The sequence below is a fragment of the Sphingobacterium siyangense genome (genome assembly GCF_007830445.1).
GTDB lineage: Bacteria > Bacteroidota > Bacteroidia > Sphingobacteriales > Sphingobacteriaceae > Sphingobacterium > Sphingobacterium siyangense.
Window position 1 is genome coordinate 62,579 of the sequence record NZ_VLKR01000016.1, and the last position, 23,558, is coordinate 86,136.

17 protein-coding genes are annotated in these 23,558 nt (G+C 39.3%); 6 read left to right on the plus strand and 11 right to left on the minus strand.

Annotated features, from left to right (window positions below; all coding sequences use genetic code 11):
• Positions 1-7: 7 nt before the first annotated feature.
• The 6 genes from IQ31_RS15075 to IQ31_RS15100 all read right to left on the minus strand — a co-directional run bounded on the left by IQ31_RS15075 (position 8) and on the right by IQ31_RS15100 (position 12,966).
• Positions 8-3,421 (minus strand): SusC/RagA family TonB-linked outer membrane protein, encoded by a 3,414-nt coding sequence (locus tag IQ31_RS15075; RefSeq protein ID WP_145328565.1) that lies wholly within the window; start codon positions 3,419-3,421, stop codon positions 8-10.
• Between the two features lie 48 nt (positions 3,422-3,469).
• Positions 3,470-4,615 carry a pectinesterase family protein gene (locus IQ31_RS15080; protein ID WP_145328567.1) on the minus strand — a complete coding sequence of 382 codons (1,146 nt, stop codon included), beginning with the start codon at positions 4,613-4,615 and terminating at the stop codon, positions 3,470-3,472.
• A 156-nt stretch (positions 4,616-4,771) separates the two neighbouring features.
• Positions 4,772-9,112 carry a hybrid sensor histidine kinase/response regulator transcription factor gene (locus IQ31_RS15085; RefSeq protein ID WP_145328569.1) on the minus strand — a complete coding sequence of 1,447 codons (4,341 nt, stop codon included), beginning with the start codon at positions 9,110-9,112 and terminating at the stop codon, positions 4,772-4,774.
• Positions 9,113-9,568: 456 nt separating this feature from the next.
• Positions 9,569-10,648 carry an acyl-CoA dehydrogenase family protein gene (locus tag IQ31_RS15090; protein WP_145328571.1) on the minus strand — a complete coding sequence of 360 codons (1,080 nt, stop codon included), beginning with the start codon at positions 10,646-10,648 and terminating at the stop codon, positions 9,569-9,571.
• Positions 10,635-11,252, minus strand: a complete 618-nt coding sequence (gene pnuC / locus IQ31_RS15095) for a nicotinamide riboside transporter PnuC (protein WP_088161013.1) — start codon at positions 11,250-11,252, stop codon at positions 10,635-10,637. The genes IQ31_RS15090 and pnuC overlap by 14 nt, the downstream gene beginning before the upstream one ends.
• A gap of 214 nt (positions 11,253-11,466) precedes the next feature.
• Positions 11,467-12,966: a malate:quinone oxidoreductase gene (locus IQ31_RS15100; RefSeq protein ID WP_075991943.1), complete on the minus strand. Its 1,500-nt coding sequence runs from the start codon at positions 12,964-12,966 to the stop codon at positions 11,467-11,469.
• Between the two features lie 512 nt (positions 12,967-13,478).
• Here IQ31_RS15100 and fabG point away from each other — a divergent pair.
• Complete coding sequence (gene fabG / locus IQ31_RS15105; RefSeq protein ID WP_075991942.1) at positions 13,479-14,222, plus strand: 3-oxoacyl-[acyl-carrier-protein] reductase; 744 nt, start codon at positions 13,479-13,481, stop codon at positions 14,220-14,222.
• Positions 14,223-14,388: 166 nt separating this feature from the next.
• Entirely contained in the window at positions 14,389-15,369 is a 981-nt protein-coding gene (locus IQ31_RS15110) for a long-chain-fatty-acid--protein ligase (protein WP_088161012.1), read from the plus strand.
• Positions 15,370-15,498: 129 nt separating this feature from the next.
• Here IQ31_RS15110 and ypfJ read toward each other — a convergent pair whose 3' ends face one another.
• Positions 15,499-16,368 (minus strand): KPN_02809 family neutral zinc metallopeptidase, encoded by an 870-nt coding sequence (gene ypfJ, locus IQ31_RS15115; RefSeq protein ID WP_088161011.1) that lies wholly within the window; start codon positions 16,366-16,368, stop codon positions 15,499-15,501.
• Between the two features lie 280 nt (positions 16,369-16,648).
• On the opposite strand from ypfJ, the gene IQ31_RS15120 reads away from it, so the two are divergent.
• Positions 16,649-17,230: a PhnA domain-containing protein gene (locus IQ31_RS15120; protein ID WP_088161010.1), complete on the plus strand. Its 582-nt coding sequence runs from the start codon at positions 16,649-16,651 to the stop codon at positions 17,228-17,230.
• An 84-nt stretch (positions 17,231-17,314) separates the two neighbouring features.
• Here the strand turns inward: IQ31_RS15120 and IQ31_RS15125 are convergent, their stop codons facing one another.
• Together IQ31_RS15125 and IQ31_RS15130 are read right to left on the minus strand one after the other, a co-directional pair.
• Complete coding sequence (locus tag IQ31_RS15125) at positions 17,315-18,241, minus strand: polysaccharide deacetylase family protein (protein WP_088161009.1); 927 nt, start codon at positions 18,239-18,241, stop codon at positions 17,315-17,317.
• A gap of 269 nt (positions 18,242-18,510) precedes the next feature.
• Entirely contained in the window at positions 18,511-19,053 is a 543-nt protein-coding gene (locus IQ31_RS15130; protein WP_088161008.1) for a hypothetical protein, read from the minus strand.
• A gap of 213 nt (positions 19,054-19,266) precedes the next feature.
• Between IQ31_RS15130 and IQ31_RS15135 the strand changes: the two genes are divergently transcribed.
• On the plus strand, positions 19,267-19,842 hold the full coding sequence (locus tag IQ31_RS15135; protein WP_145328573.1) for an NADPH-dependent FMN reductase: 576 nt from the start codon (positions 19,267-19,269) through the stop codon (positions 19,840-19,842).
• 33 nt (positions 19,843-19,875) lie between these two features.
• Here the strand turns inward: IQ31_RS15135 and IQ31_RS15140 are convergent, their stop codons facing one another.
• Together IQ31_RS15140 and IQ31_RS15145 are read right to left on the minus strand one after the other, a co-directional pair.
• Positions 19,876-20,742 (minus strand): aminotransferase class IV, encoded by an 867-nt coding sequence (locus IQ31_RS15140; RefSeq protein ID WP_088161006.1) that lies wholly within the window; start codon positions 20,740-20,742, stop codon positions 19,876-19,878.
• Positions 20,743-20,761: 19 nt separating this feature from the next.
• Positions 20,762-21,808 (minus strand): RluA family pseudouridine synthase, encoded by a 1,047-nt coding sequence (locus tag IQ31_RS15145; protein WP_088161005.1) that lies wholly within the window; start codon positions 21,806-21,808, stop codon positions 20,762-20,764.
• A gap of 18 nt (positions 21,809-21,826) precedes the next feature.
• Between IQ31_RS15145 and IQ31_RS15150 the strand changes: the two genes are divergently transcribed.
• Both IQ31_RS15150 and IQ31_RS15155 read left to right on the plus strand, forming a co-directional pair.
• Positions 21,827-22,774 carry a 1-aminocyclopropane-1-carboxylate deaminase/D-cysteine desulfhydrase gene (locus tag IQ31_RS15150; RefSeq protein WP_075991934.1) on the plus strand — a complete coding sequence of 316 codons (948 nt, stop codon included), beginning with the start codon at positions 21,827-21,829 and terminating at the stop codon, positions 22,772-22,774.
• 188 nt (positions 22,775-22,962) lie between these two features.
• The gene (locus tag IQ31_RS15155; protein WP_075991933.1) at positions 22,963-23,526 is read left to right on the plus strand and encodes an NADPH-dependent FMN reductase; all 564 of its coding nucleotides are present in this window, start codon (positions 22,963-22,965) and stop codon (positions 23,524-23,526) included.
• The last annotated feature ends 32 nt before the right edge of the window (positions 23,527-23,558 follow it).

Here is a 23,558-nt window from a genome sequence, read left to right on the forward strand (position 1 = left end):
CTTGTGTTTAAAATGTAACATTTAATCCAAACAACACCTTTCTCGCTTTCGGATAGGCAGAGTATCCTACCCCGGGAGTCAATGGATTACGTTGTGTGTCAACCTCTGGATCCTGTCCACTATATTTTGTCCAGACATGCAGGTTATAGCCAGCGACATAAATGCGTAAATTCTGCATAAGAAGCCGCTTAGCAATATGTGTCGGCAAGGTGTAGCCTAGTGTCACATTGCTCAGTCTGAGAAAGGAGCCGTCTTCGATGGCCCAATCGGTTAAAATACGACCATTTGCTGCCATAGGATTCCACATCGTCTTTCCTTCATTGAGCGCACGGAAAAGCTCGGGATTGGCATCATTTCCAAACATGATATTGGCACCAGTGGCAGGGTTTATCGTGGTAAAACGTTGTGAAAGCCTCATATCATTACTGATATTCTGATACCGTTTAGAACCTTCATAAGCCATGAAATCTATTTTATCTGCATTATATATGTCGTTGCCGTAAGACCAGTTAAACATACCCGCCAGATCAAAGCTTTTGTACTGCACATTCAACATCAAACCACCTGTGTGTTTTGGTTGTGCTTGGCCAATCACCGCTCTGTCATCCTCCAATGTAATTACCTGACCTTCTCCGCCCAACTTCTCAAGTTTAATATGACCTGGGCCAAAATAATTCCCCCCTCTGGACATTACTTTCGAAGCATCCACCACTCCTTCATTTAATAGCCATCTATTTTGCGTACCATCAAAAGTAAAATCATCAAAAGAATAGAAACCATCTTGTTTAAAACCATACATCAATCCCAGTGGCTGTCCAACAATGGCCCTAAAATCATCGCGTCCAAAATCCAGCCATGGAGAGGCTGGCGTTGTCATTTCATTCAGACCATCAATCAGCTTACGAATCTTATTGCGATTAAAAGCAATGTTAAAGTCTGCTGATAAACGAAAATCTTTTTTTTCCACCAATACTGCAGATGCCGAAAACTCAATTCCCCTATTGGAAGTACTACCTATATTCTGATACTGGTTGGCATACCCCGAGCTCGACGGCAACGGTACCTGAAGGATTAAATCGTTTGTAATATTATTATAAGCATCAACAGTAAGGTTCAACCGGTTTTTAAACAAGGAAAGATCCAAACCTATATTACTGGACACTGTGCTTTCCCATGTTAGATTTTCATTCTTCAGCGTGGTCTTCGTACGTAACGCACTCTGTGGGGTTTCTCCAATATAATACAATTGATTTGCCGCATTAATAAAATCATAGTCCTGCCGCCAATAAGATCCTACGCGCGCGTTACCGACAGAGCCGTGGCTCAAGCGCAATTTGGCGTCAGAAAGCCAAGCTTTGGTACCTGACATGAAAGACTCATCCGAAAATCTCCAGGCAAAAGCCGCACCTGGAAAAAATCCCCATTGATTGCCGGGTGCAAATACATTTTTACCATCTGCCCTACCCGTCAATGTCAGAATATAGCGATCGCTAAAAGTATAGTTAACCCTCGAGAAGAAGGAGGTCGTCCGTGATGGTTCGCGAATGGTGGTGTAGGTAGGCGATGGAATACCATAATTCCACATCGCTAACACGTCATCGGTTGAGAAATCTTTGGGATAAAATTTAGACTCCAACAGCATATCGTTTTGCTCGCTATTTGTCATCTCCTGCCCCCCAACGATTGTAAAACGATGTTTATTTTCTTGCAGTTTGAAATCGTAAGTCAGCACATTTTGGAATGACCACAGCGCCCCTTTTTGATCTTCTCGCCGCGCTACGGGCTGACCACCGTTAGCACTGGACTGCCCCGTACCATTTATCCAGATATTATCCGTAAAATTTTTATTGAAACCATAAGAACCTTTGGCATTGAAACTCAATCCTCTGGCGATTTTCCAATTCAGCCCGGCATTAAAAATTAAATTAAAGCGATTTTGATCTTTATACTCATTCACAACATTTACAACGGGGTCGTTGAGTGAGCTCAGCGCTTCAGCTGAAGTAATATCTTCCGCTCCACCAAGGGCTCCTTCGGTCAGCGATGCAAGACTGCGAACGGGCGCATATTTTACAGCTTCCCGCAACTTGCGCCCGTCAGAGATACTGGGACCCGTGATTTTTGTGTTTGACATCCGCGAGTTAAACTCAAAGGAAAGCTTAGGACTAATCTTTTTATTGAGCTTTGCGCTCACATAATCCCGCTGGTAAGCCGAGTTTAACATAATATAATCCTCATTGTCGTGTGTATAGTTTAAGTTATAGGTCAGACTTCCATCTTTGTCACCTCCCGTCATTCCCAAGCTATAGTTTTGCTGCAGCCCCGTATTACCATATAATTTATCCTGCCAATTAAGTCCATCTTTGGACTTATAGATATCCACATCTTCCCAGAGTCCATACATGGAATTAAAACTGTTATTCGCAGCCATAGAAGGATCGAGCTCACGCTGCCAGTATACATACTCATAGGGCGACAGTACCTCAGTAAGGTTGTACACTTTACTTGCAGCCAGATAGGAGTTGAAAGTAATTTTTGGATTTCCGCCTTTCCCAGATTTAGTCGTAATCAAGATAACCCCATTGGCTCCTTCAGAACCGTATATTGCAGTTGAGGCCGCATCTTTCAGTACATCTATATTTTCAATATCTGCCATCGGAATATCGTTGATATTGGCTACACGAAATCCATCGACAATATATAAGGGCGAATTGTCCTGGGTAATGGAACTTCCACCACGGACACGGACTTTTATCTGGGCATCAGGCGAACCTTCCGTTATGGTGACATTGACCCCCGGTAAACGACCGGATATGGCTTGAAGGACAGATACTGTGGGTAGATCTTTCAATTGTTCGGCGTTAATAGAGGCTACTGAACCTGTCAGATCTTTCCGTTTTGTAGTACCATAGCCGATGGCTACAACTTCATCCATTATTAACGTATTATCTGCAAGAACAACATCTATTTTCATACGTCCATTGACCTGAACTTCTTGGCTTTTTTTTCCAACAAAAACAAATACAAGAACAGCATTTTCGGGAACATCCTTAAATGCATAACTTCCCGACTGATCAGTTGATGTCACCATACTGCTTGATTTTATTCGCACAGTTACCCCTGTTATCGGAACTCCTTTTTCATCCAACACCTTGCCTACGATAGCAATAGACCTTTGAGATATCCATCGAACCTGCTTACGGGGGCTATCCAAAAGCACTGTCATGGTCGCATAACTATCGTTTGCCTGAATGGTAGTTGAAATGAACACCAGCAAGAAGCCAATATTCACCCGGCTCCGCCAATTGTAATAAGGTACATCCCTAACACCGTCTGAATGCAACAAATTTTTACGCAGCTGCGTAGAACGAAACAAAGAAAACTTTATTCCGTCAAATGGTTTCAATTTGTTATTTCTCATAAGATTTGATTTATAATTGCTTGGCTATATCGCTCGATTTCTGCGAAATCACTTCCATACTTGGGGTTTAGTGCAGATAAATTTGCGAGGATTCCATTGATCATTCCCCACAATAACCGTATCATAAGTATAACTAGCAGCTTCCGCATCAGTTAGTATTGCTTTTGACACACCCATCTCATTATTGCTGTTTTTAAATCGTGTCTTACGATTGTCGGTGCCTATCGCATTTCCTGACACATCTATACTTTTGTAATCGGCAAATATTTTGGGAATCCCCCCCATATCTGTCCATCCTTCTTTGGCCACCGGGATATTCATTCGTGTGTAAAGAAAAACAGCTTTAGGCTGATCGTGCCATGGACGTCCTAATTTTACTTTTCCATCTGCGGCAGCGGTATTTCCATCGATTGTACAATATTTAAACACGTAACCCCATTTAGTTTCCTCCTTATGGCTCGGAGCCACAATCACCGATCCGCTGCGAACATTATACAAGGTGCAATGCTCAACATATGCATTACCGCCCCCATAAAAATAATCTACAGCCCCTTCTATCCAGCAATTGTATACATATAGCCGATCATTGGGCTTGCGTGTACTAGTCATCCAGGTATCTTGAAAAGATCGGAATATGCAACCACTAAATGCTACCCTATCCGCTTGGATACGTATTGCCAAAGCCTGTGGGCCGCTTTGCCGTTCAAGTCCCCAATCATTTATAAAACTGATATTTTCGGCATAAAAATCATCCCCATAGATTGACACCACTGCCCCGGGATAGCGATAAACCGCTGCTTTGGGATTGTGAACGGAAAATTCCCAAGCTGCAGTGTCTGTTTGATACCATTTAGAATCCGGCTTAGGTAAAGACTGTACGTTTAACATAAAATGAACACGTGTTTGCTGCTTATCTTGACCAATTAAATGGATGAATCTTTTTTCTATGGGTACCGTGATTACTTCATTATAGTCTCCATTTTTCACATAAATACGGTAAGGTTCACCGCAATGTTTTGGCGCACTATCAATTGCCTTTTGTATAGTTTTATAATCGCCGGTACCATCGGCTGACACGACCACATTGTGACCTCCATTTAGTGCTATCGTTTTAATTATGCTGGCACAGCAAAAAAAGGGACTACAAAATTGAACATAGGTCAATAGAATAGATACAAGAATTTGTCTAATCATTAGAAGTCTATAATTGGTTCGTTTAACATTAAGTTTGCAAGACTGTCGTCAGCAATAATCAAAGCTAATGGAGCACAACAAATTAAAGGTTCAATAATTGACAAAAAAGGTTTAATTTTTATAAAAAATTAATTATCAGTGATTTATATTTAAAAATTATGATAAAAATGATTTATTTTTATTTCGCATAGTATATTCTTTTGGAGAGATCCCGAACATTTCCTTGAAACTAGTACTGAAATATTTGGGATTATTAAATCCTACGCGATAAGCTACATCGGATACGTTTTCCAGCCCCGCATCAAAATATAATTTAGCCTTTTTCAGGCGCAACTCCCGAACGAATTCAACTGGAGCTATATTTGTCAGGCTCTTAAATTTTTTGTAAAAGGTATTGCGGGCCAAATTCAGCTGTTCGGCAATCAAATCAATATTAAAGTCAGATTGGTTCATATGCTGTTCCACCACCTCAACTACCGTATCCAAGAATTTCTTATCCTTGTCGTCAATTTGAACTTCTGATACCTGAATTACAGGAGCATTCCGCTCAGTAACCTGTTTAAAATAGGATCTTCTTTTTTGAAGTAAATTATGAATAGCTGTTAATAGAAAAGCAGGTTCGAATGGCTTTGTGATATAATAATCAGCGCCATAATGCAATCCTTCAATTTGCGTTTCAACAGCGTGTTTAGCACTCAACAACACAAAAGGAATATGGCAAACCCGCGCATCCCGCCGAACTTCTTTCAACATTTCAATACCATCCATTACTGGCATCATCAGATCGCTTAATATAAAATCAGGCATCATGGAGTGAATCTTTTCCAACCCTTCTTTACCGTTTGTAGCTATTTCAACGTGATAATGAGCGTCTAATTGCCCCTTTAAAAATATTCGTAAATCCGCATTGTCTTCAACTAACAATAAAGTTTCATTTTTGTCTGTATCGAAAGATACCATGCTATGCTTATTGGGATCGGAATACGGAGGAAGGTCAAAAGAATTAAAATTACGGAATTCTTGAACATTTTGCGGTACATTTGCATTATTGTGAATTGGAATTTCAACGCTAACATGGAGTCCTTGGGTTTCCCTGTTTTTTGCATAAATGTTTCCGTCGTGTAATAATGTAAATTCTTTTGAAAGCGCTAAACCTACTCCCGTACCTTTTCTTTTATGCACTTTAGGGTTATTTTCTGTGTAAAATAATTCAAAAATATAAGGCATTGTTGCACTTGGAACTCCAGGTCCCTCATCAATGATATGGATATACATTTTCTCTTGCTCCAGGTTTAACTGGATTTCCACGCTACTTCCTTCGGGTGCATAATTGAGTGCATTTGACAACAAGTTGAAAAGGATTATCTCAATTTTCGTCTGATCTAGTTGAACAATCAGTTCTTTAAAAGCGGTAACAAATTTAAGATTCACCTGTTTTGCTTCGGCAGATGCAATAAACGCGAACAATACGTCAGAGATCAATACCACGATGTCGAATTGCGTAAGATGCAATTGATGCTTACTTTCCTGTACCTTTCGCAAGTCTAACAATTGATTGACAAAAAGCTCCATTCGCGCAGCATTCCGATGAATAATATCCATATATACCTGTTTTTTTGAATCGGTCTCTTCACGTATCAATTTCTTGACCGGGCTTATAATAAGTGTCAATGGTGTCCGCAATTCATGCGAAATATTAGTCAAAAACTCCATTTTAAGTGCACCAAGATGCTGTTCGAGAAGTACTTTCTGTTTTAAATGTATCATTTGCAGACATATTTTAAAAACTGCATAGGAAATCCCGAGAATCAAAAAACCGTAGACTATATATGCCATATGTGTCTTCCACCGTGGTGGATTAATCATAAATTCAACCTTTCTATAAGGGATTCCTTCATAAAGATCATCTTCCCCCCTTATCTCAAGGGTGTAATCGCCGGGATTTAAATTGGTGTAGGTAATGCGTGTAATCTGGTTATTAAGATGCCAGCTAGTATCAATCTGTCTTATACGATATTGAAAATTAGGGTGCATATAACGCGGATCCGAAACTGTTACATCAAAAGATAGGTTATTTTGATTATGGTTTAATATAAGCCGATCAGTATATTGTACTCCGACTTGTTGTCCTTTTTTTTGGGTATTAATTACAAATTCCTTATTATTAATCAAGAGTCCAGTCAATAGAAGCTTCGGTTTGCTATATTTCTGTTGAAAGGCTTTGGTGTCGAGACAAAGTACTCCTTTTGTTGTACCAAAAAAAATCACTCCTTGCTTCCTCTGTACTACCGTCTTTTCTGAAAATCGCATATTACCAAAACCGTCACTTGCATTAAAATTTACGAACCTCTTTTTTTGACGATCAAACTTCGACAATCCACCTTCTGTTGCTAACCAAAGGTTATGTTCTTCATCTGAGATACAACTTAAAACATAATCATTAAAAAGTCCTTCGTTGGCGGTATAATGTTCAAATCGAAGAGCATTAAAAGGATCGCCACTGCATTTTGTCAATCCCCCCCCTGACGTACATATCCACATGGTTCCATAATGATCTTTGTACAGATATTGCACATCATTATCGCCAATATGATCTCCATCATAATACACAAAATAAAAATTATCCTTTTTATTGATTGGATTAACAACTAGAACACCATGGGTTGTCGCTACCCAAACCATTCCCTTATCATCGAGAGTTAATTGCCGAACTCTGTTAAATACATCCTTCCGCAAACCAGATTTATGCAATGCTATTTGTTCAAATTTCGTTACTCCATTAATTTCAGTAGCTCGAAGTAAACCCGCTCCATAAGTTCCTATCCAAATAGCCCCCTGTTTATCCTGCAATAACGAATAAACTTGGTTGCTAATTAATTTTTTGTTTATCGTATTAAATTGTTCAAGTCTATATGAAGTTCGCTCCTTATTTTGTGGTACAGCCTTTAACAGCCCATGCTTCTTAGTACCCATCCACATTGTTCCTTTACGATCCTCCAATAGACTATAGACGGACGAAAGTGCTTCTGAATCCACGCCACTAAAAGAAATTGGCAAAATTTTCCCCTGATCAAAAACTGATATGCGTCCCAATTTTTTGCCAACCCAAAGTCTTCCCAACTGATCAAATAGAAGGCTACGAACTTCAGGGTCCGTTGCTTTCACCTCTTCGTTACCAAAAGGTTGGAATGACACCCCTTTATTGTAAAAGACTATCCGTGCCATTCCCTCCCCCTCTACGGCAAACCAAATTACACCAGCAGGGTCATATAGAATATCATGGACAAAGCGTGGAAAGTCTATCTGTTGACCATTGATTGATTTGAAAGAAAAGCTGAGCTGGGCATTCTGTTCATCAAAAAAACCGAATCCGCCCCCTCGCATACTGATCCAGACTCTTTGCGATGCATCCTCAAAACATTTAAAACTCACGGTTGAACTCTTTTTAAAGAAAGGAGAACTAAAATAGTTGCTTTTAAGATCGTTCAAATTCAGCAGGACCACGCCATTTCCCTCTGGTTCAAGCCACAATCGTCGCTTACTATCTTCATAAATTCCAGTAAGGCTAGTTCGAAATTGATATAGTTTCTGTATTGTATGCCTTACAACATCAAATGCAATAAGTTCACCCAAGGAGGTCGACAGGAAAAGCTGCTTTTGATCGCGTGACATACGCATTTCATTGATTCGTCCTTTTGTTACCGATAACTTCTGCAATTTTCGTCCTTGTTTATTATACACCAAAAGGTTGTTTTTTTCGGTAGAAAAAAACATGAAATCAGAAGATTCAGCAATCTTAAAGATACCATTTGAAGCCAATTCAAAAGATTGAATAACATGTGGCTTATTCCCTTTTTTTGAAGATAATTGAAGCAAATGAAGACCATCTTTTGTCCCAATCCATACCTGTCCTTCGACATTCCTATGGAAGAAAGTCAATTGATTTGACGATAGATGATTATCTACAGCTTTATTGTCTGAGCTAAAGATTGAATAGTCAGAATTTCCACTTTTCGTATCTATACAAAATAAACCATCGTCTGTGCTGCCTACCCATATAGATTGTGCATCAATTGCTAAAATTTTGTTAAACTGTACTGATTTTTTTTGTGTAGCTTCCACCTTTTCCGATATCGAGCAAAACTCTTCGGTAGCCTTGTCAAAACGATAAAGTTTCATATCATAAGTAAGAAACCAGATGTCGTTTTTATTACCATCGATCATCTGAATAACTCGACGACTTGCGACATCATACTTCTTGGATTCTGTAGAATTATAGGTTTTGAAATGCTGACCATCGTACCGGTTAATTCCGTTCCATGTGCTAATCCAGATAAAACCATCCTTATCCTTCAATAGTCCTGTCAGATTACCATGAGAAAGACCTTTATCTCCGCCAAAATGATCCAATCTAAAACTTTCCTGACCTAGAACGGTGGGTATATAAGCGAATACTACCGCTAATAAAAATATCCACGAACTACTAAATTTTATCATAATGAAGATTAGATTTATCCCTCTCTTTTTGAAAATTTGGTTACTACCTAAAAGTAGCTTTTTATTCACGTATTACTTTATATTTTCTACGCAAACGATCTCAAAAATATGATATGCAGATATTGCCCAATCTAAGTATATATGGCAACCTAATAGTAATAAGATCCATATTGGACCGATTTATCTTATTCTTATGGATTGAATTATTTTTAAGCTCCTGAAAAATTGATTTTAAAAGTGTAAGCCGTTGCTGTGCCATTAGCACCTGACAAAAAAAATTAAACAATAATATTACAAATAAACTTTTAATCAAACACAAACTTCTCTTATGCTTACAATTGGTTATTTCAAGCAACAAGATAAGAAATTATTTACGGTAGCAAAACTTCTAACCAAGTCTGGCGATCTACACGTTCTTTTATAACAAAAAAGACTATCCTAGGATAGTCTTTTTTGTTATAAACTATTCTGTAGTAACTTATGCTGCGAAGCCGTAAAAATATTCCGGAAGATTATATTGATTTCATGATCAATGGCGGCCCCCGAGATTCCGGTATGCGGATAGAGTCTTATTGTATTTGTCAAGATACATTCCACAAAATCTCGACTTTGTATCCCTATCTGTTCATAAATTGCTGCATTATCATTGCCATCATGAAGATTTACCCAAGAAAGAACGGCCAAATTCATTATTGCTTCCCTCCGATTAACATAATCTTGCTGAAAGTCATCGAGTACCCTAAACGCTTCTTTACTTTCAGTCTTCTCCCATTTGGATTGATTGCTTTTTAACACAAATAGTTTTTCGATTAAATCCAAAAAGCGCTTATACATTCCCGTAAAGTTGGCCAGTAAAGTCAATTCCGCAAAAGGCATAAAGGGATATTGATACAACAGCTCGCTACGTGTACTTTTTGCCGCATCAATATCAAAAGACTGCCTACCATCAACGAGTATGTCTTCCAGCGAAAAGGAATGCGAAGCCGTAGCCTCCAATCCAAATGTATCCCAGTCGTAATGCACCAGTACATGGTCACGATCCACAAAAAATGATTTTATCAGTGGTTCACCTTTTTCGTCCAACACGGGTTTTCCTGCCTCCTGAATTGCAGCATTTAAGGTAAAATGGGTTAAATGAGGAGCTCCGGTTGCATATCTCCAAAAACCGCGGAGCCGATAATGTTCACCTTCACGTGTAGCTGTACCTGATACCTGCCCACTGCCGCCAAAACAAACCCGATCCGTTTTGAAAATCTGATCTCCTAAAACCGGATCAATAAAACCGACAAAGAGATTTGCTCCTGAGCATAACGTTACTGTCCAAGCTAATCCCCCATCCCAATAAGCCAGGTCAGCCAATAAATTGAGCCCTTCAGGTAGACTTAACCCCAATCCACCCAATGCAGGTGGAACCCAAATCTTAAACCATTTCCGACGAAAAATCAGTTCGAGCTGTCCATCCGACAATGTTTTCTGATGGATTCCCTTAGCCTGATTATCTTTCAGAATAGCAATATCTTCGCTATTGAGTTGCATATCTTTCTTCACTTATTATTCTCCTCCAATTAAAATATCCACTAAATGCCATAACAAATAAAAACAAGGTCAAGCCCGAATAAAGAAATAACCCTTTATGGATCAGTAAAGGAATTGCCATCAGATTACTGATATTCAACAATATCCAATTTTCTATCTTCCGTTTTGCCAATAACCACATCCCTGCCCAAGCTGTGCAGGAAACTGCAGAGTCCCAAAGCGGTACATCAGAATCCGTTAAATGGACCAATCCGAAATAAAACAACAGAAAACCGAGAGCGCAGATTCCCCCTACTATCCACCATTCTTTCGGCTCACAATGCGTTATGGGAGCAGCAACATCGCTACTATATTTCCAATAGATCCAGCCATAGATGCTCATGATCAAATAATAGAGATGTAGTAATATTTCTGCATATAGTTTCGCATGGAATAATACGTAAACAGAAATTAAGATACCAATAATCCCAAAAATGTAATTGATCGATTTATTTTGCCGGGAAAACCAAACCTGTAAAACACCAAAGGATACCCCTAGCCATTCCGCGATGGTGGCCTGTTGAATCTGTTTTATAAAAGCTTCGAAAATTGTTTCAGAAGTCATCGCCTTGTTTATTATTTCGTGTAGTTCATAATAAACCTATGGGAGAAAAACGGACGTTTTTATTGAAATTAAATCCCTACGCCAGCATTACCTGGATCAGGTATATAAAAGCGATTGTACAAGGAGGTACAATCGCTTTTATTGGGTATAATCTCAGCCGAGAATGACCATGGTCATTCCAAGCACCCCATAAGTATATTTTCTGTCGAATTGATTATTCTATATCAATCAATTTCAACGCTTTGTGCGTACGCGTACGCGTTTCTTTACATAGTTGCGCATCATCGTTCAATGATTTCCCGTGTGAAGGAATCATTTCACGTAGTTTTTTACGGTATTCATCTGATTTCGCACGTTCAGGGAAACATCTCTTCAACAGGCTGATCATGATAGCAACTGACGTCGAAGCTCCAGGAGAAGCTCCTAATAGCGCAGCAATAGAACCATCTGCACTAGAAACGACCTCTGTACCAAATTCTAAAATTCCACCTTTCTTCTCATCTTTCTTGATGACCTGAACACGTTGTCCTGCTTTCTCGATAACCCAATCCTCCAATTTAGCTGTAGGCATAAATTGTTTTAAAGACTCTAGTTTATCTTTTGGTGACTTCATGACTTCAGTAATAAGATACTTCGTCAAAGGTAAGTTGTCAAGTCCGGCTGATAACATCGGGCGGATATTGGACAATTTGATAGAAGCAGGTAAATCGAAGTAAGACCCTTGTTTTAAGAATTTAGTTGAGAAACCTGCATATGGTCCAAACAATAACGCTTGTTTGCCATCAATATAACGTGTATCTAAGTGCGGTACAGACATTGGAGGAGCTCCAACAGAAGCTTTTCCATACACTTTCGCATGATGTGTATTAATGATCTCTTCATTTACACAACGTAGCCATTGGCCCCCTACAGGAAATCCGCCATAGCCTTTTGCTTCGGGTATTCCAGATTTTTCCAACAACAACAACGAGTGGCCACCGGCCCCAATAAATACAAACTTTGCTTTTATTTCTCTCTTTGTTCCTGTCTTTAAATCTTTGACCTCCACTTCCCAACGGCCATCGTCTTCACGTTCGATGTCGATTACTTCATGGTTTAAGGAGATCGAAATATTTTCTTTATTTTCAAGATTAGCGATCAAATCACGTGTCAACGACCCAAAATTAACATCAGTGCCCAGATCCATTTTTGTCGCAGCGATTTTTTCATCGGCCTCGCGTCCTTCCATCATCAATGGAATCCACGATTTCAACAATGCCGTATCTTCGGTATACTCCATCCCTTTGAACAAGTTTTGGGTCGTCAATGTTTCCCATCTTGTCTTTAGGAATTTAGCATCTTTTTCACCAAAAACCGCACTCATGTGTGGAATACTACGGATAAAATTTTCAGGTTGGGCAATAATGCCTTTATCAACGAGGTAGGACCAAAATTGCTTAGACACTTCAAATTGCTCTGCAATTTTAACTGCTTTATCAATCTTTACAGAACCATCTTTCTGTTCGGGGGTATAATTTAACTCGCATAAGGCAGAGTGACCCGTGCCAGCATTATTCCAAGCGTCAGAACTTTCAGCAGCCACAACATCCAAACGCTCAAGAATTTCAATATTAACGTCTGGGCTTAATTCATTGATTAGAGTACCCAAAGTAGCACTCATAATACCGGCGCCGATCAGAACAACGTCAACTTCTTTATTTGATTTTTTGCTCATGTTTTTGTGATTGATGCAAATTTAATATAGTTTTTGGTAAACGTCCAAGTCTTTTGTCAAAAAACTGTACTTTTTAGAACCACTTATTCAAAAATACCATTGATTTATTAAAATAATCCTAAGTGAGCGATCGCTTACCGTAAAATTCTAAAATTGTTTCCTGAAAACACGCTTCCACTCCAACATAAACACAAGGTCAGCACACAATGTTTTTCTATTTTAAACCGTTATTTATCGAAAGATTTTGTGTTATAATATAGTTTTAACATTTTTGCAGAACATCGAAAGGCAATAGTGTACACAATAGCTAAAAAACAAGATCATTTATTCGCTAATACGACGGCATCGAAAAAACACAAGCACTGGGGCATAACCAAGATAAACCAAATGGAAACGAGTTCATGTTTCGTATTGAATTCCAGTAACAGACGGGCTGTGAGAGAAAGACAGCGCGTGGAAAATGGACATAAATGCCTAAGTGTGAATAATTGAAGAACAAATAACTTATACAGATGAAAATACTCGAAGGAAAAATTGCTTTAGTAACAGGAGCATCAAAAGGAATCGGAAGAAAAATTGCAGAAGTGTTTGCACAACATGGTGCTAACGTCGCTTTTACATATCTTTCTTCTGTCGAAAAAGGACAGGCGCTAGAACAGGAGCTTCAGGCTTTCGGCACCAAAGTGATTGGTTATCGCTCTGACGCTTCAAAATTCGAAGAAGCAGAACAATTAATCAACGCGATCGTTGCCGATTTTGGAGGATTAGATATCGTTGTAAATAATGCTGGTATCACAAAAGACGGCTTGTTAATGCGTATGACCGAAGAGAATTGGGATGATGTATTAAATGTCAACTTAAAATCTGTCTTTAACGTTACAAAAGCTGCTTCGAAAATTATGATGAAAAACCGTAAAGGTTCATTTATCAATATGTCTTCAGTTGTTGGAGTTCAAGGAAATGCCGGTCAGGCAAATTATGCCGCATCAAAAGCTGGTATTATCGGGTTCACAAAATCTATCGCTAAAGAATTAGGCTCTCGTAATATCCGTGCAAACGTAGTTGCTCCAGGTTTTATACGTACCGAAATGACTGATGTACTGGATCCTAAAGTTGTGGCTGGATGGGAAGCGGGAATTCCATTGAAACGCGCTGGTGAACCAGAAGACGTTGCCAATGCATGTCTTTATTTAGCATCTGATTTATCAGCATACGTAACCGGACAGGTTCTTCCTGTTGATGGTGGTATGTTATAAAATAAACAGGCTTAGGTTGAGTTAAGAAAACTTGACCTAAGCCTGTTCTCTAGTTATATTTCACGGCCTATCCTGATCTATTTCTACGAAACACCTATGCACGCCACAATTAACGGTTTTCTTTTCCAAATTTTAGTTAATTTTGTCCATCAAATTTTTAAATGCTATGACGAACTGGAAGGATTTTTTTGACATTAAAACCGAGGATGATTTTAATCAGCATTGTTTAGATACCTACCAATTCCAAAGCCAGCATTGCAAAATTTATCGTGACTATATCAGGCTCCTTGGGCGAGAAAAAGACCTGATTCAGCACTATACCGATATTCCTTTCATGCCCATCGAATTTTTTAAGACCCAACAGGTTATTGCTGAAGGGATGGAGGCTGAAATCGTATTCTCGAGTTCGGGTACAACAGGTATGGTCACCTCAAAACATCTGGTCGCTGACCGGAGCATATATGAGCGAACTTTTCGGAAGATTTTCGAAAGTTTTTATGGTCCGCTCGGCAACATCGCCGTCCTTGCATTGCTCCCATCCTACCTAGAGCGAAGTGGTTCGTCGCTGATCTATATGATTGATGATCTCATGAAGCAAAGTGAGCAACCGGAAAGCAATTATTTCCTCTATAACCACCAAGAGCTTTTCGATACACTTATTAAACTCAAAAATAAAGGCACAAAGACCATCCTCTTTGGCGTAACGTATGCCCTACTCGACTTCATTGAACAATATGCCTTTGAATTTCCTGACCTGATCATTATGGAAACCGGCGGAATGAAAGGTAAGCGTAAGGAAATGGTGAAACAGGAAATCCATAAACTCCTGGAAGAAGCCTTTTCTGTGCATGGTATCCATTCTGAATATGGCATGACAGAATTACTCTCACAAGGCTACTCTTCAGGTCAGGGAATATTCTATCTTCCCAAATGGATGAAAATCTTGATCCGAGATACCAATGATCCTTTAAGCCTGATTCCGTTGAATAAAACTGGCGGCATCAATGTAATCGACCTCGCCAATCGCTACTCCTGTTCATTTATAGCCACACAAGATTTAGGTAAAGTATATCAGGATGGCTCTTTTGAAATATTGGGACGTTTTGACCAAAGTGATATTCGTGGTTGTAATCTGTTGGTTCAGTAATGATCTGATATGACCAGCGCGGCATTTGCCAAACGGCTTGGTTCCCTCAAAGCAAATTGCCTATACCACAATAAAAAAACACCTGGTCATGATGCACGGCCAGGTGTTTTTTTATTCGAAATACGATTCCTATTTCAGACTCGGATCTTCAAAGGTATTGCCCGATCGCATATCCCCCGAATCATATCCTTTTTTAAACCATTCCATACGTTGCGCAGATGTACCATGCGTAAATGATTCAGGAACAGCATAGCCCTGTGCTTCAGTCTGTAATTTATCGTCACCAACAGCAGCTGCCGCTTTCATCCCGTCCATTATATCATTATAATCAATTTTTATATCGGTTAAATCATTGATGTAATGCGCCCAAACACCTGCATAAAAATCCGCTTGCAGCTCGGTCATAACGGAGATCCTGTTATTTTCACGCTCGCTCAGTTTCCCACGGGCTTGATTGGTCTTCGGCAATAATCCCACCAATTGTTGGATATGATGTCCGACTTCATGCGCAATTACATACGCCATGGCGAACTCTCCCTTTGCACCGAATTTATCCGAAAGTTCTCTACTAAAGCTCAGATCCAGGTAAATCTTTTGATCACCCGGACAATAAAAAGGTCCGTAAGAAGCCTGCCCCATACCACAACCATCCGTTTGTGTTCCCCCATCGTAAAATACGAGTGTTGTAGGGGTATAATTTTTCTGCATCTGCTCTTTAAACAGCTTTGCCCAAACATCCTCGGTACTCTGAAGTACAGTTAATGAAAATTCAGTTAGTCTTTTTTCCTCCGGATTTAACTCACGCGGCTGTCCTGACTGTTCAGTTTGTGCCCCCATATTTTGGGCTTGCTGTAAGAGTTGCATCGGATCTCCACCCATCAAAAATCCAATGACCAAAACAATAATTCCACCAATTCCTCCTAAAGCAATTTTTCCTCCCCCCGACATTCCACGACGGTCCTCAAAATTACCACTTTGCTTGCCTCCTTGCCATTTCATAGTATTCCTATATTACAGTTAATAATCTTTTCTAATGTTGGTTAAACACAAATTCGGTACCAATGTTCTACATGAAGTAAATTTATTTGAAGAAAAAATTTACTTCACTTTACCTCGTAGTCCGCATCATATAAATAAATTTACCAGCAAACAAATGATAGTCATAAGCAAAAACAATGCTTTATAAGAGTAAAAACAGGAATTATTTCCCCAAGCCGTGATATTCGTCATTGCACATCAAAGCAAATTTGGCTAAGTTTGGGCTTTCAAAAAAACTGACATGAAATTAGAAGAACAATTACAAGCGAGAGCTGGCGGAAAATGTGAGCTGACAGGCGAAGATGCCACTTTAATTGCCTACACATTACCTCCGGAAATAACATCAAATTTGGACAATACTTTACTGATTTCAGAAACATTGGTCAATCAGCTCAACAAAACAGAACAATTAAATCCAGACGACTGGAAATTCCTTCCAAATGCAATGTGGGCCGAAAACCCATCGGTGCAAATTGTATGCTGGCGTATGTTAAACCGATTAAAAAATGAAGGCTGGGCGTCGGAAGCACTGGATATCCTCTATCTCGACGATGAAACGCTATTGGAAGCTAAGAAAACTGGAGATCATGAAAATGATGGCTATGTTTCTTTTCATGAAGATAGCATCGGGCAACGACTGTTGGAGGGCGATACTGTTGTGCTGACAAAAACGCTTGACGTGAAAGGTTCCTCCTTAAAAGCGACTTTAGGCACCGTGGTTAAGAATATTCGACTAGTAGCAGACAATATCGAACAAATTGAAGGAAAGATTGAAGGTCAAACAATCGTTATATTGACCAAATATCTCCGTAAACAAAATTAAAATAGACTTTTCGACTAAATAATTAAGGCTTAAACTGGGGTTCATTCCTGTTTAAGCCTTAATTATTTAGAGAGATAGCAGTCACTATTGCGGATAATTCCGCACAAATTCAAAACGATAGTTTGAATGTTGTTTGAGACTATCGATCAAATCCGATAACAACCGCTGTCCTTTTTTCGTTTGATACATATTGTCATGTGTCAATAGCACAACATTGTTTTTCGTATAAGAGGTACCTTTACGGAGTAAATTCTTCATTTGGGTATACAACTGATTCACCGATAGGTCCGGTTTCCCTGTAACACCATTTATCTTCCACTCACAGTCCCAACCAATTACTTTGTAACCATTCTGGTGTAGTAACTCGGCAGTCGAAGCCCCACTTTTCAAATCAACCTTTTTACGGTCTCCGATATACCAGATATTTCGTCCCGGCAACCGAACTATTTTATGTGTTAATCCCAGCGATTGCTCAGCAAGTTCAAAATCTTCAAAAGCCGTCTGCGGATTCGAATAGAAAGTACTGTATTTATTGTGCGCATGCCAGTAACTGTGGTTGTAACAATCCACTAAAGGATTATTCTTGTAACGTTCTGTAAAACTGTGTAATTTTTTACTCATTTTATCATGATTGCCAATCAGAAAAGCATTAATTTTGATGCCTTTCGCTGTCGCAATGGAATCAAGGTGCTGGCTTCCATTCAGTGGACCATCGTCAAAAGTGAGATAAATATAACGTGGAGAAACAGTATCAGTCAACAATACGGTCGTATCTTTAGTCCCTTTGTAGTCCACATTTTCTTCCATTTTTGTAATGGTGTCTTTGCGCAGCGAATCCACTTTACTTATCGAATCTTGCACAGCAAGCAAACTATCCTTTTTTGGCGGCATAGAGTCAACAGCTCCCACATTTTGCACCTTATTTGTCCCACTTTGATTGCAGGAGTAAAATCCAAAAATAGATATACTTAACCCTACCCATACAACACCCGAATTAACCAGTTTTCTCATTACAAAAATTAACTTACACATTACAATTATTTCCCATAAACTCAAAATCACCTAAAATAAGCGGATCTCAGTCCCGTGTAGCGCAAAATTAATATATTTTTCATTAATCAAGCTGTTATGTTATTTAATTTATTGTGCATGTACACTAAAAGCTTCATGATTCCGAAAAACCCGAAGCTACGAATGCAAACAGCCTGTTATTTCTGGCCAAAAAAAAGGAACCTATATGTATATAGATTCCTTTTTTATCATGTTATTCAATTACTCGATTAATCTCTATGTCTTCCTCCGTGACCGTTACCACGCCCATGTCCGTTTCCATGCCCATGGCTATTGCCTCGTCCATGCCCATTTCGGCTATCGTATCGACGGCTTTCTCCCCATGAATGTTCGCGCCTTACACTACGTTCGCTGGCAAATGAATACCCACTACCACCGTGGTGGTTGTCACGGATAGATACTTGTCTTCCACGGTAACCGCCATAACGGCTTCTATACCGATCGTGGTGATGCCATGGTGTGCGATCGTTAATAACGACTTTATGAGCCCGATAAAAATCGTAATGTCTGTATCTCCTCGGTAAACTTGCTCTTCTTATCCAGCCGCCATTATCATAATAAACGTAACATCTCGCGGGTACATCGTAATACATATTGTATTCTGGAATATAATAATAGCGGGCATAATCATAACCTGCTGGCCCCCAGCTTGGCTGACTCCCAATATTGACACTGATACTGACTTGCGCTTGTGCAGCTCCCGCTGTAAAAAGGCCTGCAATAATCGCCGCCGCGTAAAACAATTTTTTCATAAGTAGCTCCTCCCTCTAGTTTGTAATTTCTTCTTTACAATACGACAACAAACAGTGTGCAAAAGATTAATGTTCAAATGTTAATTTTTGTTAACGAAGCAATAAGAGTCTCATTTTAAACAGGTTAAATATGATTGTAGTTAGCAATAAAACCGCAAACTTTTTAGTAGGATCAGTTGTTCAGATCATACAGACTTTAATGAACTAATCACAATGAGTATATATAATGTAGGAATATTGGTTGGTAGCTTACGAAAGGAATCTTACAACAAAAAAATTGCGCAGTTTATTCTTGAGCAAGAGGAATCTAAATTTGGCTATCGCATAATCGATATCAGCGAGCTTCCCCTATATAATCAGGATTTTGACGATGTGGGAAATCCGCCTCCGAGCTATGTGCGATTTCGGAAAGAGGTCGCTTCTCTGGATGCTGTACTTTTTATTACTGCAGAGTATAATCGTTCCATTCCTGCAGTTTTAAAAAATGCGATTGACGTGGGTTCAAGACCCTATGGAAAAAATAAATGGGATGGCAAACCTGGCGCAATAATTTCTTCATCAACGGGAGTTTACGGTGGCTTTGGCGCCAACCACCATTTACGTCAATCACTGGTCTTCGTCAATGTCTTAACGATGCAGCAACCCGAAGCTTATTTGGGTAGTATAACAACATGTATTGGACCCAACGGGACTATTGAATCACAAAAAACCAAAGATTTTCTACGCAGCTTTAAAAATGCCTTTGAGCAATGGGCTGAGCGAATTATACATACAAAAGGGCAGGATTAAATCCCGCCCTTTTGTATGTATAATCAAATTATTCTAGTCCTGTTCATCACTGACGTCATAGTTCCAATGTTGTAATTTTTCCTGCAAGATCCGCGATATCTTATTGAAATAGCGCTTTTGCTTATAGCCCATTACCCATTGTACGCCCTGTACAGCATTGGTACAGAAAATCTCATCTGCCCGTTTCATGATTTCGGGGCTTATCTGTGCCTCAACCACCTCTATACCTTCATCCTGTGCCATGTCCATGACTACCCGGCGCATTACTCCTTCAATACATCCTTCGGATAACGCTGGTGTATAAAGTACCTTTTCATAGTAGACAAAGATATTTGAAATCAAGGATTCGCATAGATAACCTTCCTGATTTAGAATCAATACATCATCAAAAGCCATTTTCTTTTTATAGATGCCAGCCAACACATAAATCTGCGCATTTAAAGATTTAATCTTTGAAAGATCGCTATACGGTTTTTTGAATTCATTGTAAAGTCCTACAATCAAACCGACCTTCTTATCGCGAAGATTGGGTTCTATGCGCTGCACCTGCAAAACAAAACCAGGTTTATTACTTGTTGGACTATACAATCCGCCTCCAGATCTAAACACGATCAATCGGATACGAACCTGCTGCCCCAACATATTGTTTTTACGGATTAATTCTTCGGATCTCGAACGAATAAAAAATTCATCGAATAGATTCGCATCATCCAAATGAATCAACTCCATTCCTTTCTGTAAACGCTCGACATGAAAATTTAGAAAGCGGATATCACCATCCTTATACAGCATCGTTTCGAATAATCCATCCCCATAACGGAAACCTCTATTCTCAATGCTAAATATTTCCTGATCTTCCGGCACTACACTGCCATTGAAATTGATATAGTTTGTTGGCATCTTAATTTTGTTCTAAATTTTAATCATTTTCTATAGCCATTGAATTTGCCGCATATCCGCGCCACTTTTCTAAAGCTAAACGAAAATCTTCTGGAAATGGTACCTCAAAATACATATTTTCTTTTGTAGAAGGATGGATAAATCCCAATACTTGCGCATGAAGGGCTTGTCGTGGCAGTAATGAAAAACAGTTATCCACAAATTGCTTGTACTTTGAAAATACGGTACCTTTTAAAATCTTATCTCCACCATACATTGCATCATTAAATAACGGATGACCAATAGATTGCATATGCGTACGAATTTGGTGTGTACGCCCTGTTTCTAACTGACATTCAATTAAAGTAACATAGCCCAGTCGCTCCAAAACGCTGTAATGTGTCACTGACCAACGCCCTTTATCTTCGCTATCATACATGGCCATAATGCGTCTGTCTTTTAGATGACGTCCAATATAACCTGTAATTGTTCCGTCCTCTTTTAAATCACCCCAAACTAATGCAATATATTTACGGGTAATGCTGTGATCGAAAAACTGTTTTGCCAAAAAGGCCATTGATTTTTCATTTTTAGCAATAACCAATAGTCCGGAAGTGTCTTTATCGATTCGATGCACTAAACCTGGGCGATCGGAGTTTCCTGGAAGCTGTGGCAGCTGCTGGATATGATACGTTAATGCATTTACCAAGGTTCCCGTATAATTATTATATCCTGGATGCACGACCATACCCGCCTCTTTATTCACAATCAGCACGTCGTCATCCTCGTATTTGATATCCAATGGAATGTTTTCTGGATAAACTTCATTATCCCGTGGTGGATCAGGTAGCACCAATGTAATCACATCATCAGGTCTAACCTTATAGCTCGCCTTGATCTCCTTACCGTTAACCATGACAGAACCTGCTTCAATAGCATGCTGAATTTTGCTCCGCGTCGCATTTTCCACCCTGTTCATCAGGTATTTGTCAATGCGGAGTAATGCTTGTCCCTTATCCACCTCAATACGTAGATGCTCAAATAATTCTTGTTCTTCCTGATCTTGCGATCCAATTTGTTCTGTCATGCTACAAAAATAAACCAAATGAAACAATTTTCGTTAAATTTGTTTTCATTTAATGTTATGTTGCCCTTCAAAATCCATAGCCCCGAAACTGAATTGTGCCTCCCAGCCTGGGAGAAGAAGCATATTAAAGTAACACTTAAGCGCGATGACCTCATACATCCGTTTATTTCAGGCAATAAATGGCGAAAGTTAAAATATAATCTGGAAGAAGCCCTGCAGCTTCAGAAAAATCATCTTGTTACATTTGGAGGAGCATGGAGCAACCATCTTTTAGCTACCGCTTGCGCCGGAGCTACCTTTAAGTTTAAAACAACCGCTTTTGTTCGAGGTGAAGAAGGGGTTAACAACCCTGTTTTAGCAATGTGCCGCCTTTTTGGGATGCAGCTCATTTACGTCGACCGCGAATCTTACCGAGATAAAGAAAATTTATACAACACCTATTTTGGTCAGGATCCAACGACGTTCTATATACACGAGGGTGGTTACGGCATGCTAGGAGCAAAAGGTTGCTCCGAACTCGTTGATGAACTCCAACATGAATACCAGCATATTTTTACCGCCTGCGGCACAGGAACAACATTAGCTGGAATAGCCAATGCGATAGAAAAACGAGATCTATTTACCCGCGTACACGGCATACCTGTTTTAAAAAATGGAGGTTTTATTCAGGAGGAAGTCGATCAACTTTACCCCGACATCACCCCTCCTATTTTACATCTTGATTATCATTTTGGTGGTTATGCAAAATCCAATACAGACTTACTCGCCTTTGTTCAGCATTTTATAGCGGCTACAGGAATCATGATTGAACCCACCTATACCGGCAAATTACTTTATGCCGTAGATGATCTGATCAAAAAGGACTACTTTACCCCCGCAGATCAGGTGCTCGTTATTCATACTGGCGGACTTACAGGCCTGCTTGGTATGTACGAACGTTTCAATTTTATTGATCTACATCAATAAATACGCTAGAACGCCGTACAGAGACATTTGATTGACATTTATTCAGCAATTATATCGTAAGTTTGACCAGATTTTAAAATAAAACATAGCGAAAACATGTGAAAATCATGATTTTCTAAAGGTAACAACGAGGTCAGTATGGGGTAGTTTTGCCCCTATTCAACACCTCATAAATTAATGATATAAAGATGAAAATATTAGCATTTGCAGGAACAAGCAACAAAAATTCAATCAACAAAACATTCGTCACAAGTACTTCCAAATACTATAAAGAAGCAGACGATATCATCGAATTGCTAGACTTAAACCATTTTGAAATGCCGATCTATTCTTACGACAAAGAAGTCGAGTTGGGCATTCCACAGTTGGCGCATGACTTTGCTGCTAAAATGGATGCGGCAGATTTCCTTTTGATTTCTTTGGCCGAACACAATGGTTCATATACTACAGCTTACAAAAATATTGTTGACTGGGTTTCACGTATTCCTAACCGCAAATTATTCAATGGCAAGCCTGTTTTCTTATTGGCTACTGCCCCTGGTCCAATGGGAGGTGCCACGGTATTGAACACTGCTGTAAACCGAATCACTTGGGATGGCGCCGATATATTAGACTCCTTCTCCCTTCCTGAATTCCACAAAAACTTTGAAGAAGGTAAAGGTATTATCGATCCCACTTTAAGAAGTCAATTAGAAGCTAAAGTACGTAAAACAAAACGTGCACTTGCCGAAAAATTATCCGTACAAGGTTAACAAAAGATTAACAAATAATCGTTGTGAATACC